General features: G+C 68.5%; 15 protein-coding genes. 5 read left to right on the forward strand and 10 right to left on the reverse strand.

Annotated elements, in window-relative coordinates:
* Positions 1-137 precede the first annotated feature (137 nt).
* The 8 genes from GA0070215_RS04530 to GA0070215_RS04565 all read right to left on the reverse strand — a co-directional run bounded on the left by GA0070215_RS04530 (position 138) and on the right by GA0070215_RS04565 (position 8,942).
* The gene (locus GA0070215_RS04530; RefSeq protein ID WP_091042046.1) at positions 138-1,658 is read right to left on the reverse strand and encodes an AlbA family DNA-binding domain-containing protein; all 1,521 of its coding nucleotides are present in this window, start codon (positions 1,656-1,658) and stop codon (positions 138-140) included.
* Between the two features lie 13 nt (positions 1,659-1,671).
* Positions 1,672-2,622: a PfkB family carbohydrate kinase gene (locus tag GA0070215_RS04535; RefSeq protein ID WP_244166851.1), complete on the reverse strand. Its 951-nt coding sequence runs from the start codon at positions 2,620-2,622 to the stop codon at positions 1,672-1,674.
* Positions 2,619-3,998: a helix-turn-helix domain-containing protein gene (locus GA0070215_RS04540; protein WP_091042049.1), complete on the reverse strand. Its 1,380-nt coding sequence runs from the start codon at positions 3,996-3,998 to the stop codon at positions 2,619-2,621. The genes GA0070215_RS04535 and GA0070215_RS04540 overlap by 4 nt, the downstream gene beginning before the upstream one ends.
* 84 nt (positions 3,999-4,082) lie before the next feature.
* Positions 4,083-4,964, reverse strand: coding sequence for a carbon-nitrogen hydrolase family protein (locus tag GA0070215_RS04545; protein WP_279616535.1), 882 nt, complete (start codon positions 4,962-4,964; stop codon positions 4,083-4,085).
* Positions 4,965-5,254: 290 nt separating this feature from the next.
* Entirely contained in the window at positions 5,255-5,614 is a 360-nt protein-coding gene (locus tag GA0070215_RS04550; RefSeq protein ID WP_091042054.1) for a TSCPD domain-containing protein, read from the reverse strand.
* 97 nt (positions 5,615-5,711) lie between these two features.
* Complete coding sequence (locus GA0070215_RS04555; RefSeq protein ID WP_091042057.1) at positions 5,712-6,329, reverse strand: AAA family ATPase; 618 nt, start codon at positions 6,327-6,329, stop codon at positions 5,712-5,714.
* 11 nt (positions 6,330-6,340) lie between these two features.
* Positions 6,341-8,314: an ABC transporter ATP-binding protein gene (locus GA0070215_RS04560; protein WP_091042060.1), complete on the reverse strand. Its 1,974-nt coding sequence runs from the start codon at positions 8,312-8,314 to the stop codon at positions 6,341-6,343.
* Positions 8,315-8,459: 145 nt separating this feature from the next.
* Positions 8,460-8,942 (reverse strand): NUDIX domain-containing protein, encoded by a 483-nt coding sequence (locus GA0070215_RS04565; RefSeq protein WP_091042064.1) that lies wholly within the window; start codon positions 8,940-8,942, stop codon positions 8,460-8,462.
* 255 nt (positions 8,943-9,197) lie between these two features.
* On the opposite strand from GA0070215_RS04565, the gene GA0070215_RS04570 reads away from it, so the two are divergent.
* The 4 genes from GA0070215_RS04570 to GA0070215_RS04585 all read left to right on the forward strand — a co-directional run bounded on the left by GA0070215_RS04570 (position 9,198) and on the right by GA0070215_RS04585 (position 13,539).
* Positions 9,198-10,508, forward strand: coding sequence for a helix-turn-helix domain-containing protein (locus GA0070215_RS04570; protein WP_091042067.1), 1,311 nt, complete (start codon positions 9,198-9,200; stop codon positions 10,506-10,508).
* A gap of 85 nt (positions 10,509-10,593) precedes the next feature.
* Positions 10,594-11,082, forward strand: coding sequence for an NUDIX hydrolase (locus GA0070215_RS04575; RefSeq protein ID WP_091042070.1), 489 nt, complete (start codon positions 10,594-10,596; stop codon positions 11,080-11,082).
* A 207-nt stretch (positions 11,083-11,289) separates the two neighbouring features.
* Positions 11,290-12,024 (forward strand): HAD family hydrolase, encoded by a 735-nt coding sequence (locus GA0070215_RS04580; RefSeq protein ID WP_091042165.1) that lies wholly within the window; start codon positions 11,290-11,292, stop codon positions 12,022-12,024.
* A gap of 156 nt (positions 12,025-12,180) precedes the next feature.
* Complete coding sequence (locus GA0070215_RS04585; protein WP_279616536.1) at positions 12,181-13,539, forward strand: IS4 family transposase; 1,359 nt, start codon at positions 12,181-12,183, stop codon at positions 13,537-13,539.
* Here the strand turns inward: GA0070215_RS04585 and GA0070215_RS04590 are convergent.
* On the reverse strand, positions 13,536-14,828 hold the full coding sequence (locus tag GA0070215_RS04590) for a helix-turn-helix domain-containing protein (protein ID WP_091042072.1): 1,293 nt from the start codon (positions 14,826-14,828) through the stop codon (positions 13,536-13,538). The two genes, GA0070215_RS04585 and GA0070215_RS04590, sit on opposite strands and share 4 nt — an antisense overlap.
* Positions 14,829-15,015: 187 nt before the next feature.
* Between GA0070215_RS04590 and GA0070215_RS04595 the strand changes: the two genes are divergently transcribed.
* Positions 15,016-15,600 carry a class IV adenylate cyclase gene (locus tag GA0070215_RS04595; RefSeq protein ID WP_091042076.1) on the forward strand — a complete coding sequence of 195 codons (585 nt, stop codon included), beginning with the start codon at positions 15,016-15,018 and terminating at the stop codon, positions 15,598-15,600.
* Here the strand turns inward: GA0070215_RS04595 and GA0070215_RS04600 are convergent.
* Positions 15,575-15,898: integrase core domain-containing protein (locus tag GA0070215_RS04600; protein WP_141708150.1), on the reverse strand; the 324-nt coding region annotated here is incomplete at its 5' end. The two genes, GA0070215_RS04595 and GA0070215_RS04600, sit on opposite strands and share 26 nt — an antisense overlap.

Here is a 15,898-nt window from a genome sequence, read left to right on the forward strand (position 1 = left end):
CCCCTGCCAGCCGCACCCACAACACCAAGATGAATCACTCACGAAGGACCGAGGCAAGCCGAGTGACCTTGTCGGCCCTGAGAACGCGCGCTGGCGTACCTTCATCGGCGAGATCGGCTGAGGTTGAGCTTGGGGCATTATCGAAAGTGGCCGAGCCGGCCTCCTTCCCGAGCGGATAGCTGCAGAACCTCGTCAAGCGCATCGCGCACCTCATCGACAGCGCGGCCGGGGTATACGTCTCTCGTCAGGTTCTCGTCGGTGCGTAGCCGGTTCACCATGGGTGCGATCCGGTGCTCGTAGAGCCAGGCGAAGCTGGGGTAGAACTCGTATCTGGCCCGCTCCTGCGGCGTATCGAGCGCTGCGGCGACGCACCACAGCAGGTCCGCCTGACACACCGAATCGATCACCGGATCGCCGGGAGCAGGCGGCGTTCCGAGGGGCAGGTCGTCAACGAGGTCGCCTGGGAGGTCGGGGCGCAGCGTCGGCAACGTCGAGATCAACTGTCGGGCGGCTGCTACCAGTCCGCCCCCGACAGGCTCTGTGGCTGTGTTGGTGAGAACGACGTGGCGCCTGGCCGCTTGGACTTGGGCGTGACGCAGCCAGGACACGTAGACGATGGTGTCTCCCGCGGGGCGTAGCGCAAGCTTGCGGATGACCCACCATTGGTCTAGCCGCACGGCGAGCGCTATGACCGCGAGGATCCGGGCGGCGATGGCGAGTCCGCGCTCCGCAGCAGTGTTCGTCAGTGCTTCACCGTTGACATACAGCCGGTGGTAGAGACGAGCCAGCATCGTGACGACATCGTCGACGAGCTGTTGGTTGCTGAGCGTGACCGCGATAGCGGCGACGGCGGTGGCCCGGTCGAGCAGCTGCAGCAGGTCCTCGCCAGCTGCGGTGGCGTCTTGGGTCAGCAGGCCGAGGCCGTCGCGCTGCAGACCAAGCACGAGCAGTCGCAGTGCGGAGGTGTCGTTGCGCCGGATGGCCTCGGTGACCGCGGCATCGAACTGCTCCTGCCCGACCTGCCATGTCAGCGCCGCCACCGGCCCGGACGCCAGAGCCAGCCCTTGGTACTCGCGCCGCAGGACGTCCATCAGATCTGCGAGCCTGGCACGTTCCTCCTGCCGCACCATGGCCACGTGGGGCGCGATGAGCCCGACCAGATCCGCGGAGCGCCACTTGCGAGTCTTTGTACCTTCGCGCACGTACACATCTCCACCGCGCAGAACTATCGTCGGCGTGCCGCCGTCGTTGGCCACGAAGTCCGCCTTGACCACCGGGAACAAACCGTCGTCGCGCCGCCGCAGGCAGACGAGCACCACCGTGCTGCCGTCGACGGTGTGCACACCTGATGAAACCGACACCTGACCTTCGAGGTGTTTGGTCAGCATGTCGTGTAGACGGGAGGCGTCGTAGTCGGCGGTCTCGATGACGGCCCCACTGGGTGCGCCGACGCCGTCGACACCGATGACCAGGTATCCACCATGTGGGCGGGACAGCATCGCGGCGCAGTCCTTGACGAACTCCAGTCGAGCCTTCGTTCCCTTCGCCAGCGATCGCTCCTGCTTAAAGTCGAGTCCGTCGAACTCGGTCTGCAGCGCGAGCAACTCGTCGAGCCGTTCACGGTCGACTCTCCCGTCAGCAGCGGGTACCGGATCCATCTGCGGCCGTCCTCTACTTCCATTCTCGACTGCCGAGGGTCGAGCCGTCGTTTCTACCCGGGGATCTGGTGTGTGGGGGTGTGGGGGTGTGGGCACCACTGTGCCCGACGGTGTGGGAGCCGGCGTGGACGGCGGTGGTGATGGCGTCGGAAAGCGGGGTGTGGTGAGCGAGGTCGAGGGCGAGACAGCCGAGGAAGGCGTCGCCGGCTCCGGTGGTGTCGACGACCGGGACGGCAGGTGCGGGCACGGTGCCGGACCCGCGGGGGTCAGTAAAGGCGGCGCCGCTCGGGCCTGCGGTGACGACGACGGTACGGGGGCCGAGGCGTTGCAGCGCGGCGGCGGCGTCGAGCGGGGTGCCGGCGGTGGTGCACAGGATGGCGGCAGCTTCATGCTGGTTGACCACGAGGACGTCGAGTTCCGCCAACAGCCGGGGGGCGAGGTCGGGGTGGGGGACGAGATTGCCGACGACGATCGGCGCGCGGCGGTGGCTCAGCAGTGTGGTCACGGGTTCGGGTGGTAGGTCGAGCTGCACGATGACGGCTTCCATGCCGAGGCTGGCGGTGGCGCGGTGGATGTCGTCGGTGGTGAGTTCGGTGGCGGGTGAGAGGGCGAGGGTGATGTAGCTTTCGCCGTCTGGGGTGACCTCGATGATGGCCGCGCCGGTGGTTGCGTCGGGAACGAGCCGGATGTGGCGGGTGTCGACGCCGGCATCGGTCAGTGCTGTGGTGATCTGGTAGCCCCAGGTGTCTGCGCCGACGTTGGCGATCAGGGCGGCGCGCCCGCCATGGCGGGCGGCGGCGATGGCCTGGTTGAGGCTTTTGCCTCCAGCGTTGGCGGTCAAAGGCGAGCCGATGGCGGTGCGGCCGGGTCGGGCACGGTGGGGTACATGGACGGTCAGGTCGATGTTGGCCCGGCCGACGAAGACGACATCGACTGTGTTGCCGGCACCGCTGCTGTCGGTCACGAGGTCGCTGCGGAAGCGGCCAGGGCGGCATGCAACTGCTGCACTCCGGGCTCGGTGGGAAACGCCGCGAGCTGGCGGCCAGCGGTGGCGACCTCGCGTTGGATTCGTGCCGAGCGGGTGAGGTTGGCCAGGTTGAGCGCGGCGAGGGCGGCGGCAGCGGCCAGCTCGGGTTCATCGGCGGCGGCGTGGGCCACGGCGGTGCGCGCCAGATAGCGACCCCGTTCGCGTCGGTACGTTTCCGGCCACACGTCGAGAGCCTCGCCGAAGCACCGGGCGGCGGCGCCGGGGCGGCCCAGCCGAAGCCAGCCCTCGCCCTCCTGCGCGCTGATGTATGCCGTGGTGCAGAACGCACCGAGCCCACCGCCGTCTGTTCCGGTGGCGGCAGCGAGGTGGTGGGCCTCGTCGATGGCGGCTCGGAACGAGCCGGCGTCACCTTCGACCGTGTGCCCGTGCGCGCGCTGCACCGCCGCGAACGCCCGCACCTGCTCCCGTGTGCTACCAGCGCGCTCGGCGGCACGGGCGAGCCCGAGTACGCGGTCCTGGTCGGCGGCGTCGCTGGCCCGCTGCGCCATACGAGCAAAAACGTAGGCGGTGAACTCCATGTCGCCAGCTTCTTGGGCCATGGTCAACGCTTGGGCGAGCCACCATTCGCCAGCGTCCCGGTCGCCCATATCGTCGCTGAGCCAGCCGGCGAATTCCGCCCACCGAGCCTCGGTACTCAACAGCGCGTCGCGCAGGCTGCCTCGTGCGGCTCGGCGGTAGTCGGCGATGTGACCGAGCTGCTGTCGGGCCGTGGGGAGGATCGCCGCGGCGCCGACCCGGTTGTCGGATTCCACGAGCACCGACCGCAGTACCGCGAAGTGCTCCACGACGGCGGGATCAACCTGCGCCGCCCGTGTCGCCACGACCAGCGGTTCCGCACTCGCCAGAGATGCCACCACACCGCCGGGGACCGCCTGTAGAAGCGCCCGGCGGCTGACCTGAACCTGCCGGCCTCGCCCGTCTGCCACAGTCGTCACGATATCCGTCTCTCCTGCGGGCTGGCCGTTTGCGCCGACTACCAGGGCGGTGCCGGCTGTGGTCAGGGCGGTAGTGAATGCTGCTGTTCCCCTGGCCCGGCGGTACTTCTGTTCAACAGCAACGACCTGGTCATACCCGGCGGTGAGAGCGCCGTCGGTGTCGAGGGCCTCGTCGCAGCGTTTCCAAAAGGCCCGGTCTGGATGCTGGCGTCCAACTTCGGTGTTCGCGATCGTGCTGCGGCCGGTGAGGATCCTGGGCGCCAGTGAGTGCTGGGTGTGGCCGGCCGCCTTGCGGTACGCAGCCAACTGCTGGCCAAGCGCGCGCCACGCTTCGCTCACCTCGTTCGGATCTGCCACCGTCGCCTCCCCGGGGCCATCGCGCCTCGGACGGCTGAGTGAGATGACCGAGCGCCGGCCAGAGGCGATCTTCGATGTAGATCGTTACCCTACCGTGCGGTCGTGGCTGCGTAGGTCGTCTACCCGCCGTTGCTGGTAGAGGCTTCCGTTGCGCGCAGTGGCCCGCCACGGCCGGGCGGCGTGCAGGGCGATACGTAGCTCCGGTGCGTTGCGGTTGAGGGTGACGCACGCGAGGTCGGTGCTGCCGTCGGTGGCACATCGGGTGAGCCAGGCGCCGTCAGGGCCGATGACCCCGGCGGGCATGGCGGTGCTGCACTGGGCAGGGACGGAGACGCTGATCCACTGGTTCGTGGTGGCGGCGTGCCCGCGGGCGATCACGTCGAAGATCGGGTCGTCGGAGAAGGTGGAGAACAGGACGCAGTCGACGCCTCGGTAGAGGTAGCCGAGGAACACCTCCGGGAAGTTGATCTCGATGCAGAGCGCGAGACCGAAGCGGTAGCCGTCGACGTCGATGGTGACGGGGGCGAAACCGGGGCTGTAGAAGCCAGTGATCTCCGTGTGTGACAGGTAGCGCTTGTCGTAGCGGTTGACGATGTCGCCTCGGTCGGAGATCACGTAGAGGCTGTTGTGGGGGCGGTTCCCGCCGGTGAGATGGTGGTTGCTGCCGAGGACGACCCATAGGCCGAGCTGGGCGGCGAGGGCCCTGATGGCGGCCAACTCCCGCCGCACGGGTACCCAGTCGATGTGCCAGCCTGTGAAGTGCTGCTTGTCCTGCCCGGCGTAGCCGGACAGGGCGCCTTCGGGGAAGTGCACCAGCCGGGCCCCGTGATCGTGGGCGCGGCGCATCAGGTCACGGATCACGGCGCCGTTCACGGCCGGCTCGCAGGTTACCGGCGGCTGCGCGGCGGCGATCGTCAAGGTCTCAGCGCCAGTGGTCTCGGTCGTTGTCTGTGCAGTGCTGATCACGATGTCCTGCCTGTGAGGGGCCTTGCGCCGCGACGGGTCCAGTAGGAGGGCTTAGATCGGTCTGGTCGAAGCACCCGCCGTCCAGGCCGTGAGCCAGGCTAAGGTCGGAGCCGTTGCCCTGCCGGCCGATGGAATTGTGGACAACTCCTGGGTCGAACCCTCCGTCCTGCATCCCGCGCTGCGGCTGACGGTCAGCGCGGGCACCAGCTGTGTGCCGATCCGCGCCAGACATCGCAGGCCATCGCTGCGTCTGAAGCCTTCGGCGGTCGCGCGGTCGGTACGCCAGGCGGTCACGGTCGCTCTGTCCGCTGAGGGTGGTGGAGGTGCAAGTGTTGGGCGAGGTAGTCGCCCAACGATGTCGCGTGCGGAAGGTCTGGATCGTTGGTGGCGCCGGCGGGTACGTAGCGGGTGTGGCGCAGCTCGTCGACGAACACGACCGCGGGGGTCCCGCCGCGCAGACCGGTAGTGATCGCCGTGGACAGGGCGTCGGTTAGTCCGGCCAGGGTGGAGCCGTGCTTGCCCACTCTCAGGTCGACGTGGGTGAGGGCGCCGCTGGCTGCTGCGGCTGTCATCAGGTGTCCGGGGACACCGTCGATCAGGAACTGGCTGGTGACGCCGGCCGCGCGTCGAGGCACGGTCGTTTCGCTCATGGTGGTCGCGATCCTCTCTGGTGGAATCCGCCTTTGCGCGACGTCGGGTGGCTCTTTCGCGTCAGGGATTCGGGGCGACGTGTGCGGGCGCGCTTGGTCAGCTGGTCGTCGCAGCGGCGGGTGGGGTGTCGGCCTTGCGGGCGCAGTGTCGGCAGCGTCGTGGGCAGGGCGTTTGTGGTGTGGCGCTGATGAGGCCGCTGGCCTGCAGGATCGTGGTAACCGTCTGCTCGAGGGTTTGGGGTTCGGGGATGATGGTTTCGCCGGGGACGTTGAGTAGGTCTCGGTGCGTGTACCAGCGGCGCATCTCGTCCGGGGTGACGGGGATGGGTTCGTCTCGGTTGAGGTGGCGGCGGATGGTCTCGTCGATGGAGACGTCCAGGTAGAACGCGGAGGCCGGACCGGGATGGTTGTCGATGAGCTGGTGCAGCACGGTGGCGTAGCGCTCGGTGTGCAGGATGCCTTCCAGGATGACGTGGTAGCCCAGCTCGAGGGCGGTGCGGGCGGTCGCGGTGATGAACGCCGGGGCTACCGGGTTGATATGGGCGCTGTCGTGTTCGCGGAGCAGGGTTCTGCGCAGGTAGTCCTGCTCCAGCAGCGCGGCCCCGCGTCCGTAGCGGCGCCGAACCTCGCGGGCGGCCGTGGTCTTCCCGCTGCCGGAGTTGCCGCGAATGATCACCAGCGTTGGCGCGAGGCCGTTAGCGTGCGGACTGTTCATCTGGTGGTCCTTCAGGCGGAGGCGGGTTGGCGGGGCAGCGTCGGAGCGTGCGCGGTGGTGGTGTCGTAGCCGGCGGCTTGGAGGGTGAACAGTCCGGCGTACCGGCCGGCGGTGGCCATGAGCTGGTCGTGGGTGCCGGTTTCGACGAGACGGCCGTGGTGCAGGACGTAGATGCGGTCGGCGTGCCGGACGTTGGCGAGCCGGTGGGTGATCAGGATGGTGATGCCGCGTCCTTGCCGGTCGCGGATGGCCTGGAACAGGGCGTCCTCGGCGCGGGGATCGAGGGCGGAGGATGGCTCGTCCATGATGAGCACGTCGGCGTCACGCAAGAAGCCGCGGGCGGCGGTGATGCGTTGCCACTGGCCGCCGGAGAGGTCCTGGCCGCCGGCGAAGGTCCGGTCGAGCAGTGTCTCGTACCCGTGGGGCAGGTCGGTGATCATGTCGTGGGCGACCGCGCGGGCGGCGGCGGCCTCGATCCGGTCCTGGTGCGTCGTGGTGGTGATGTCGCCGATGGCGATGTTGGTGGCGGCGGTGAACGGCCACTTGTGGTACTCCTGCGTGACGACGCCGATCCGGGCCCGCAGCGCATCGGTGCCCCAGTCGTCGCTGGGCCGTCCGTTGTAGCGGATGGCGCCGCTGGTGGGGGCGCGAAGGGTGGCGATCATGGTGGCGAGGGTGGACTTGCCGGAGCCGTTCTCCCCGACGAACGCCACGGTCTGCCCGGCGGAGATGGTGAGGGTGACCTGGTCGACGGCCGGGGTGTCGCGGTCGGGGTAGCGCAGGCTCACCGCGTCGACGGCGATCTCCCGCAGCCGCTCCCCGGCCGGCGCCCCGGCGGCCCGGTCGGTGGGCGGTGGCAGGTATTCGGCGGCGCGGGTCATGAAGCCTGTGTAGTCGCGGAAGTGTTGCCCCTCGGTGTAGACGCGGTCGACCTGGAACGTCACCACGGCCAGGGAGCGTTGGGCGGACTGGACGGCGATGACGCAGGTGGCGGCGGCGGCAAGGGGGATCTGGCCGTCGATGAGCAGTAGGCCGAGCAGGACGTAGACCACGGCGGTGGCGATCCCGCCGATCATCGCGCCGATGGTGGTGGTCGTGGTGACCCGGCGGGCCAGGGCGAGTTGGATCCGGGTCTCGACGTTCATGACCCGGTCGTACTGGTCGAGAAGGAAGTCGCGCAGTCCGTAGGTGCGCAGTTCGGGGGCGGAGTCGCGTTCGGCCATCAGCCGGTGCAGCAGCCACAACCGGCGGCGTCGTACCGATCCTGCGGCGTAGGTCTGGTAGCGCAGGTGCCCGGCGCGCAGTGCCGCCCACCCGTTCGGTACGGTCGCCACCAGCAGGGCGAGCAGCAGCAGCGGGTGGACCACCACCACGGCGACCGCGACGGCGATGACGCCGGCGAGGCCTGCGAGCAGGTTCATCGACGCCTGGACCAGGGCGGTGGTGGAGTTCGCCCCACGGGAGGCGCGTTCCATGTCGTCGGCGAACGCGTCGGCGTCGAAGGCCTCCAGGCGTACGGCGGTGGTCACCTCGAACAGCCCCCGTTCGACCTCCCGGTCGACCTTCGGGGTGAGGCCGTTCTGCGCGAAACCCATAGCGGTGGCCATGCCCGCGCGCAGCGCGGTCGCCGCCGCGAGCGCGACCAGGGCGGGCAGCGCGGCCACCACCTTGTCGGCAGTCGGCCCGCCGGCGAACAACTCCACCAGCACCCGCTGCGCCGCGAGGAGCCCGAACGCGGACATCACCCCCGCGACCACCGTCGTCGCCGCCACCAGCGACGTCCGTACCCGGTCGGCGCGCCAACTCACCACGAGCGCGGCCCAGACCAGGCGGGGCAACTCGGAGAAGACAGCGAACAGACCGGCTTGCGCTCGCGCTCGCACACCGGTCTCCCACCACACCTCCCGCAACTCCGGCAGCACCGACTCCCGCTGCGGTGGTGCGGGACGGGCGGGCGTGCGGTCGGGGTGGTCGGTTTTGGGCATGGCGGTACCTCCCGAAGGTGAGCGCGGTGGGCGGTGGTGGTGTCTCGATGCGAACGGCGGGAGCGGAGGTGTCCCGTTGGCGTTCCCGGCTGGCGCAGCCGACGCTTCGCCCTTCCGGGAGGCGCCCCGGTCGGTGGGCCTACGGTCAGGTGACTTGGACGCCGTCTTCGAGGTAGTAGCTGCGCCCGTGCGCACGGGCGTTCAGCGCCTCGGTGATCCGGCGGTTCAGCAACGGCGGTAGCCGCTGGGCGGCCTCTGGCGGGTCGGAGAAGGCCCAGCCCTTCAACTCGCCGGGCGGCACCACGATCCGTTCGTGTACGCGGGGGTCGAGGGTGCCGCCGTCGTAGATGACCATGACGCCCTCGGTGCGCCCGGCGCGGGCCGGCACCCAGTCCACAACGAGCAACCGACCCGGTGCCAGATCCAGGCCGAGTTCCTCCCGGCCCTCCCGGATCACGGCTTGGTACGGCGACTCGTCAGCCTCGACACAACCGCCGGGAATCTCCCAGCCGGCCTTGTAGACCGGCTCGACCAGCAGAACCCGATCGTTCGCGTCGGTGATCAGCAGTCCGGCGGCCATCCGCTTACGGGGCAGGCCAGCGGTGACGTCACGGCGCTCGGAGGGCATGCAGGGACCGTAGGACGCCGGTCGGTCGACACGCCCGCAGCGCCGTGCGCCGACATTGTCGGCAGATGCCGACACAACTCCGACACCACATCCACCCCGTCCGCGTTTTGGCCCCGCGCCGTTGGAGCCAGCGCCGTGAGCTGGGCATTCATCACCCGCAGGCAACTGCGGAAGGGAGTCCCGAGGGTGCAGAAGTGTCACCGGGAGCAGCTACGGTGTCGGCTCATCGTGACTGTGGCACCGGGGGTGGCAGCGATGGTCGACCACGACAAGATCGCCGCCGCTCGCCGCGCGCTCGGTCGCCACCTCGCCCACCTGCGTAAGGACGCCGGCCAGACCCAGCACGGGTTGGCCCGGCTCGTGCAGTACGGGCGCAGTTCGGTGGCGAACACCGAGACCGGCCGCCAACATCCCGAGCGGTCCTTCTGGTCCCGCTGCGACGCCGTGTTGCGCACCGGTGGCGTGCTGACCGCCGAGTACGACCGCATCGCCGACCTGGACCATCAACACCGCCATCGCCCGGCGCCCCCACCCGCTGGCCCCGGCCCTGCTACCGACGCGGCAGCCGTGTGGTGGGAGCACAAGGAGCGCATCACCGCCCGCCGGTCCGCGCTGACCGTGACGGCCGATGACGACGCACGGCTGGCGCACCTGGAGCACGAAGTGCGGCAGGCGATCGGTGACAATGAACGACTCCCGCCGGCCACGCTCGTGGCCCGGCTGCGTCCGCTGCGGGTCAGCGTCGACCAGCTGATGGCCGCCCGGCAGCACCCACCGCAACGCGCCCGGCTCTACACCGCCGCCGCCCACCTGTCCGGGCTCCTCGCCGCCCTCGCCCTGGACCTGCGAGCCTTCCCGGTCGCGCACGCCTACGCCGCCGAAGCCTTCGACCTCGCCCACGCCGCTGGGCAACCCGACACGCAGGCCTGGGCCCGCGCCACCCAAAGCCTGGTCGCCTACTACACCGGCAAGCACCGCGACGCGCTCGCATTCGCCGAAGACGGCCTACGCCACGCTGGCGCTGGCCCGCACCGCATCCGCCTCACGATCAACGGGCAGGCCCGGGCGCTCGCCCACCTCGGCGACCGCCGGGGTGTCCACCAGGCCGTGGACCATGCGTTCGCCCTGCTGCCCGAACACCCGACGGACGGGCAGCTCAGCACCAGCCTCACCCTCGGCCCGTACTGCCCGACCCGGGCCGCCGCCAACGCGGCGACGGCCTACCTGGTCCTCGGCGACACCACCGGCGTCGTCGACCAGCTCACCGCCGCTGTCGCGGCGTTCGACGCGGCGGAGCTACGCGGTCCGCAGGCGCTCAGCCGCCTCGATCTGGCCACGGCCCACGCGCGGGCGGGCGACCTCGACCACGCCGCCGGGCTGGCGCTGGAAGCACTCAGCCTCACCGCCGAGTACCGCTTCGAATCGGTCTACCAACGCACGCGCCAGTTCCTCGCCGCCGCCCACCCCTTCGGCCGTCACCCGCGACTACAGGATGTCGCGGACATGTCCACGGAATTGACGCATCCCGGCAGTACGCCACCACCGGGCCTACGATCGCCGACATGAGCAGCCGGGAATTGGCCAGCTTGCGGCAGCGGTGGACCGCCTACCAGGACCTGGCCGTCCTCACCGAGCACTGGTAGCGGGAAGGATGATTGTGACTACGAAGCCGACCATCGCCGCGCTGGCAATCGTGCCCACCGCGCCAGGGCAGGTGGTGTTTGTGCGTCAGCAGCGCGGCCCATACGCGGGGTGGCTGCTGTTGCCGGGCGGCAAGGTGGAGTTCGGGGAGTCGGCACACGACGCGGCCCGCCGGGAGACGGCGGAGGAGGCCGGCTTCGACGTGGACGAGTTGACGCCGACCGGGGTGTACGAGATCCGCGCCGAGGACGGCTCCTACCACTTTGTGATGTTCGCGTTCCGCGCCGGCACCGCGACGCGGGTGACCGGCGGCGGGCATCACGTGGACGGGGTGTTGCAGGCGTCGGTGGATGAGGTGCAGCCGCACCCAACGGTGATGCAGATCCTCAACGACGCTGGCGTCGCCAGCTACCCGGCTCGGGACATTGAGCAGGCTATGCGCCGGGACGGGATTCTGATGTGCGGGCATCTGGCAGCAGCCACGGGTGCTCTGGCCTGAGGGTTCACTGACCGGCCTCAGCCTTACTCGCGGACGTGGTGCCGCTCGATTGTCTGTACCTAAACGTGCGGGGCTGGGCTTCAGGTGGGGCCGTCGTTAGGTCGATGACCGCCGTGACAGCGTCCGGTGTGTGGCCGTCTCGGTCCGGCCGCGAACCCGGCGATGCTCGACAGGGTTAGCTGCCCGTACGCGTGCGACGATGCCTCTATGAACCACAGCAGCGCCGGCTTGGTCATCTGGGACGTTGACGGGACGCTCATCCCTGCGGACTTGCGTTGGCTGACACGCGCGATCGCTCGTGCGTACGGCATCGCGGAGTCCGAGGTTGTTTTCCCTGACAAGAAGGTGCATGGGTATACGGACGAGTCGATCGCCGTGGACACGGCGATCGACTCGGGCGTGGACCCGTCAGCTGCGGAGGCGGGCATACCCGCCTTCCGTCAGGCCATTGCCGCAGTCATGCATGAGGGTCGGCAGGAGTTGGCTGAGGTTCAGCCGCCGTATCCAGGTGCTGCGGCGAGCATCGCGGGGTTACACAGCCGTGGTTTCATCCAGACCGTGCTGACCGGCAATCTGCGATCGGCTGCCGAGGTGAAGCTGGACGTGGCGGGCTTGGATGAGTTTCTTGATCTTCGCATCGGCGGGTTCGGGTCGGACGCTCGAGATCGCTTTCAGCTTCCGGCAGTTGTAGCTCAGCGCTACTCCGCGATCTATGGTGATCCGCTCGATTCCGCTCGAGTGATCGTCATCGGGGATGCGCCCAACGATATCGCTTGCGCACGTCACGCCGACTTTCGCGTCGCTGTCGTCGCTCACCGGATTGGGCGCCAAGAGCTTGCATCCTACGAACCTGACCTGGTACTTGACAGTCTCGACCCGACGACCGTGGTAGCCGCCGTCAGCTCGCTGTTGAGTGCGGGCGGGTCGCCGGCTGCCCGCTAGGCGCAATGCCGGGTAGTTAAGCGCGGCAGTGGCTGGTCAAGGGCGGCGTGTCGGTGCGGATGCAGGCAGCGGGACTCCGGTAGAGAGGTACGTCCGCCAAGACATGCCTCACCGCTGGGAGTCCCGCTGTTGGTTCAGTCTGTCATCACGCGTGTGGTGCGGGTCGCTGCGGGGCCGTTCGCGCCGGGTCATTTGGGTGAGCTGACCCAGCAGGTGCCGTTCGAGATGATCGATGCGATCCTCGCCGAGACTCGTTGTCTGCAGCGGCGGGTGCGGGTGCTGCCCTCGCGGGTGGTGGTGTATCTGCTGCTTGCGGGCTGCCTGTTCGCCGAGTTGGGGTATCGGCAGGTGTGGCAGCGTCTGGGCGCTGGCCTGGAGGGGTTACCGGTCGCGGATCCGAGCGAGGCCGCGTTGACCAAGGCCCGCCGGCGGGTCGGTCCGCAGCCGTTACGGGCGTTGTTCGACCTGCTTCGCGGGCCGGCGGCCAGTATGGCTGGGCCGGTGCGCTGGCGGGGGCTGCTGGTCTGCGCGATCGACGGCACCACCTTGTCGGCGGCCGACAGCGCGGCGAACCTGGCCCGATACTCCAAACAGCGTGGAGGCCGTACCGGCGGGTCGAGCTATCCGATACTGCGTCTGGTCACGATCATGGCCTGTGGCACCCGGTCGGTGATGGACGCGGTGTTCGGGCCGATCACCACCGGCGAGACCACCTATGCCAAGGACCTGCTCGCCCGGCTGCCCGCCGCAGTGCTGGTGCTGGCCGACCGTAACTTCGCCGCCGCGCATCTGCTGAAGCTGGTCGTCGGGTGTGACGCGCACATGCTCGTGCGGGCCAAGACCGGCCGTGGCGGCCCCAAGCTGCCGGTGCTGCTGCGTCTGCGCGACGGCTCTTACCAGTCGGTGTTCGGCGGCCAGCAGGTGCGGGTGATCGACGCCGAGATCAGCATCAAGACGAAGACCGGCACGGTCACCGGCGTCTACCGGCTGATCACCACCCTGCTCGACCCCGACACCTACCCGGCCACCTCCATCGTGCGGCTGTATCACGAACGGTGGGAGATCGAGACCGCCTACCTGGAGATCAAGTCCAGCATCCTGGACGGCCGGGTACTACGGGCACGCACCCCAGCCGGCGTCGATCAGGAAATCCACGCCCTGCTGGTCACCTACCAGATCCTGCGCACCGCGATGACCGACGCCACCAACAGCGAACCGGACGTGGACCCGGACCGCGCCAGCTTCACCATCGCCCTCAACGCCGCCCGTGACCAGCTCATCAACGCCTCCGCCGTCATCGCCGACACCGTCATCGACCTGATCGGCACGATCGGCCGCCACGTCCTCGACGACCTCCTGCCCGAACGCCGGCTCCGCGTCAACGCCCGTACCGTCAAACGAGCGATCTCCAAATACAACGCCCGCGGCCCGAACATCGACCGCCGCACCTACCAGGCCACCATCAGCCTCAACATCCTCGCCGGACCCGTCTTGACGACTAACCCAGACCCTTAACTACCCGGCATTGCCGCTAGGCGGCCATCTGCTCCTCGAGTTCGAGGACAACCGGCTCGCTCGTCGCGCCATCGGGCCAACCGCTGCCGGGCTCGTTGAGCTCGAGCGATGCCTCGATGGTTTCCACCTGCTTTCAGCTGATCGTACGTGTTGCCGAGCAGGGCGCAGGATTGCTCGAGTTCGCCGGCCTCGGCGTAGGCGCTGGCGAGGTCTACGGCTGCCGCCAAGGCGACGTTGACGTTGGCATGGTCGTGTTCCAGCATCTGTACCGCACTTTCGAGCACGGTCACAGCCTGGTGGGGCTGGCCGAGAAGAAGATGGCATGTGCCCGCATAGACGTGGAGGCGGGCGCTGCTCCAGTCGCTGTAGAGGCCGACACAGTCAGCGGGTGACAAGTCGTTGACCGCTTCTTCTGCCCGCTTCAGGGCCGCCGTGGCCTCCCGGGAAAGTCGCAGGGCAGCGTAGGCCTGGGCCTGCTCGGCAGCTACCCGGGCTCGTGCGGCGGGACTGAGTTCGGTGGACGCGCGGGCGGCCTCATCGAGGAGCCGCAGGCCGATCATGACGTCGCCGTCTGCGTCGATCAGTGTGGCGGCCTCCGAGTGGAGGTTGCTCTCGAAGATGCGTGCTGTCGCGCTGATCCTGCGGCTGCCGAGCCTGTCGCCGAGCTGGCGAGCGTAGGCACAGTGAGCGAGCGCGAGGCCACGGTTGCCCTGTGCGCTCCACAGCCGGCTAGCGACGATCGAGGCTTCGGCGAGCATCGCTCCAATATCAGCGCGGATGGGCGCACGGCCGGCTTTGCGGTACAGCGTCGACAGGCAATCACGGTGGGCCTCGATCAGACCCAGTAGTGCGTCGGGTGACACGGCCTGGCGCTGCTGAGCCAGCATGCTGGTGAGCGTGGAGAAGCTGTTCCACTCGCCCATCAGGTAGTCGGTTCCGGGCGTGCGAGCGACCGTCTCCACAGCGGTGGAGGACGATGGATCCGCTGGGGCCTGAAACGTCTGAGTGGTTGCCATGCCGCTGGGCATGTGCCGGGTGCTGGCGAGCCGGATGCGGTCGTATTCCTGGGACAGTCTGCCGCCGGTCCCCAACAGTTCGTCGCTTCGGGTCCAGAAGTCGCGCCCCACGCGCTGCCGGCCGGTCTCGACGTTCGCGATCGTGCTCCGTCCATAGCTCACCCGAGGCGCATACGTCTCTTGCGTGTAACCAGCGGCTTTACGGCTGCGGGCCAGCATCTGACCAAGGGCGATCCATGCCTTGGCCACGTCTTGTGGTGGCACGCTCGACATCAGCAGCTCCCGATGGATACGAACGCTCGCGCGGGGCGAGACACGGTGGCGTGGGAGCACTGTAGTGCAGGTCTGTGATGCGTCGGCTACTCAGCGGCTTCTTCCAACATTCTTCCGACAAAGCTCCGACATTGCCCGCGGGCGTTCGGAACTCACGTGACCTGCAATTCTCGTATGCTCCCTGCTCGTGACCCACGAGCCGGCCAACAATGATCATGAAGTTGAAGCCAAGTACCGCGTCAACGACCTGCAAAAGTTGATCACGGAGCTCGCCCGACGACAGGTGGTGTTTACGGAGCCGTCGTTGCAGGACGACCAGGCGTACGCACCAGCCGACTGGTCGTACGGGATGTCGAAGGTCGGTGTGCCGTTCGCGCGTCTGCGCACGCAGAAGGGTCGCCATGTGTTCACCGTGAAGAAGCCGATCGATAACGAGATGGCATGCCTGGAGCACGAATGCGTGATTCTCGACCGTCACGCAATGCACGCTGCTCTAGTCGCGATGGGTTGGGTGCCAACCGTGCGGATCGTCAAGCAGCGTCGAACCGGCGATTGGGACGGCGCGACGGTATGCGTGGACGTCGTCGACGGGCTCGGCGCGTTCGTTGAGGTGGAGCGGGTGGTCAGCTCCCAGCACTCGGGTGAGCAGGTGCAGCACGGACTCGATTCGATGGTTCGCTCACTGGGTGTGCCGGTGCTGAGGGTCGTGGACACCTTGTCAAGCCCCGGGTTTGATGGAGAGTTGGTTAGCTGGTTTTCAGGGGTGTGGTGACCGGTTGGGTCATCGCGTGGAGTGCTTCGTGCTCCGCTGGCGGGACGTGTCCGAGTTCGCCGTGGAGGCGTCGGTTGTTGTACCAGTCGATGTACTCGACGGTGGCCATCTCCAGGTCGTCGAGTCCGCGCCACGGGCCTTGGTTGCGGACGAGTTCGGCCTTGTACAACGAGTTGAACGCCTCGGCCATGGCGTTGTCGTACGAGTCGCCCTTGGAGCCGACGGAGGCGACGGCGCCGGCTTCGGCGAGGCGCTGGCTGTAGCGGATCGCTCGATATTGGACTCCTCGGTCCGAGTG

Source organism: Micromonospora marina (genome assembly GCF_900091565.1).
GTDB lineage: Bacteria > Actinomycetota > Actinomycetes > Mycobacteriales > Micromonosporaceae > Micromonospora > Micromonospora marina.